Origin of the sequence: Streptococcus sp. 263_SSPC, assembly GCF_001071995.1 — a bacterium.
Classification (GTDB): Bacteria; Bacillota; Bacilli; order Lactobacillales; family Aerococcaceae; genus Granulicatella.
This window is the reverse complement of record NZ_JVNU01000030.1, coordinates 1-1945: the sequence shown is the minus strand read 5'-3', so window position 1 is coordinate 1945 and position 1945 is coordinate 1. Positions and strand designations below refer to the sequence as shown.

Below are 1945 nucleotides of genomic sequence, written 5' to 3'. Positions count from 1 at the left end.
CAAATTTGGGGTGAAGCCGTCACCCTTTATAAAAGCGGTGTGGATTTGATGTTTGATGAAGAAACGGAAGCTGAATTAGTTGAATATCGTGAGCAATTCATGTTCAGAGATGAGATTGAACTTCAAATTCTTCAGTACTTGGAAATGCCCGTTCCTAAGGATTGGGAAACAAGAACAACAACTGATCAGTATATTTACACGACTAAATATTTTGCAAACAGTCCTGACTGGACTTCAGGTGGACAAACGATGAATCGAGTGGCTACTCGGGAGATTATGTTCAATCTATTCCATAAAGAATCGAACGACCAAAAACTATCTCGAAAGATAAGTTTTATTATGGATAATTTACTAGATTGGAAGAAAGAACGATTCAGAGTCAACGGAAAATTAATAAGAGGTTATCAAAGAATTATTACCTAATTTGTGACACGTACTGGTGTCACAAAACTAAAAACGTGTCACACTTGTGACTCGTTGTGCCGGCAATGTGACACGTTTTTTTAAAATGGTGTCACACTTCAAAATGTTGTTACATCAACGTTTATAGATACTTTTTTATATATATGTGACACCTGTGACATGTTTTTTAGTAAAAAAGTAAAAAGTAAGTATAAAAGCCTATTAAATCAACATTCTTATATTTATATTTTATATTTTTCAAAAAAACGTGTCACACATGTCACACGTGTCACAGGTCATGAATTAGAAGAAAAAATAGCAAAGGAGCGATGCTCATGAATAGTATAAAAATGTATGTCATTAGAGACGCGAAGAGTCCTCAATGGTACTTCCAACATATCGAAGATTACTCAAGCATGATGGGATATCTTGCAAAGAACCATCCACGATATACGCATAAATTTACAACTGATATTAAACAAGCGATGCACTTTGGAACGACGAATGAAGTCTTGGAATTTATTAAAGAACATTCTATCGAAGGGACTATCGTTAAGGACCCGTATCAAGAACGAATTAGCAAAACGGCATTTAAGTACATGGGTGAGAATTACGGTGAAGCTATCACGTACATCCACGGAACGATTGAAGATTCCAGCGAAAAGATGTTAGCTGCTTCCAAAGCGTTAAAAGTGAATGCGAATACGTTGATTAAGTTTATGAAAGACCCGTATTCAGTTGCAGCTCATATAAGAGATCGTATTGTAGAAAATTTAGGGAATCTAGAAAAGGCGGTGAAGTCGATTGATTAGAAATAGATACGATAAATTAAAAGACGATGTTCACTATTTGATAGTAGCTCATTGCAAGTACAAGGATATGTCGATGTATGACAGAGCTTTGAAGCAATTCCAAGAAGATATCAACTACGAACAAATTGAAGAGATGAGCTACAATGAACGATTTGCTTTCTTGCTAGGTTTTGAAGCATCGTTGAAGGCAGTGGAAACTATTACTTTAAAAGAAAGCGATAAGCTCAAGAATGCAGCTCGGAGATTAGATAAACCGCTCGAACAATGTGGACTAATGAGTGCGACTTAAGAGGGTGAATAGTAATGGAAACAATAGAAACACTTAAAAATAAACAAGAGAAACTGAATATGAAGATTGAACTTCTAGAATATGCAGAGAGCACGTTTCAGGAAGGCGAAGTATTTTGGTTCGTCGATGCCTATGGAAACAATCAACAAGCTCGTTGGGACAAAAGCGCATGGATTGATTCTTGTTTTTATCAAGGACATATTTTTCATACTGAGCAAGAAGCAATTTTAGAAGCTAAAAAAAGAAGATTGATGCATCTTTTTAGAATATTCAGAGATAAATGTAATGATAGATGGAAACCTGATTGGAAAGATTTTAAACAAGATAAATATTATTTATTTTGTTCAATTGTAGAAAACCGCATTAAAGTAGATTGCGTAACTTTGGGTGATTATTTCTATAATTTCGGATACTTCAAAAATGAAGAAGATGCCGAACGTGC

General features: G+C 35.1%; 3 protein-coding genes and 1 pseudogene. All 4 read left to right on the top strand.

Translation table 11 applies throughout. The annotated features are described in order from the left end of the window. A pseudogene (locus ADH02_RS04555) lies at positions 1-423 on the top strand (helicase); the annotation flags it as partial. Positions 424-737: 314 nt separating this feature from the next. After that, positions 738-1214: a hypothetical protein gene (locus ADH02_RS04550; protein WP_048782909.1), complete on the top strand. Its 477-nt coding sequence runs from the start codon at positions 738-740 to the stop codon at positions 1212-1214. Next, positions 1207-1503 carry a hypothetical protein gene (locus ADH02_RS04545; RefSeq protein ID WP_152903892.1) on the top strand — a complete coding sequence of 99 codons (297 nt, stop codon included), beginning with the start codon at positions 1207-1209 and terminating at the stop codon, positions 1501-1503. Before ADH02_RS04550 ends, ADH02_RS04545 begins: the two co-directional genes overlap by 8 nt. A 14-nt stretch (positions 1504-1517) precedes the next feature. Then, on the top strand, positions 1518-1945 hold a 428-nt coding region (locus ADH02_RS04540; protein WP_048782906.1), incomplete at its 3' end, for a hypothetical protein.

What these genes read in the sequence shown, in the direction of transcription:
- ADH02_RS04550 (WP_048782909.1), top strand. Translation starts at nt 738, where the DNA reads ATGAATAGTATAAAAATGTATGTCATTAGAGACGCGAAGAGTCCTCAA.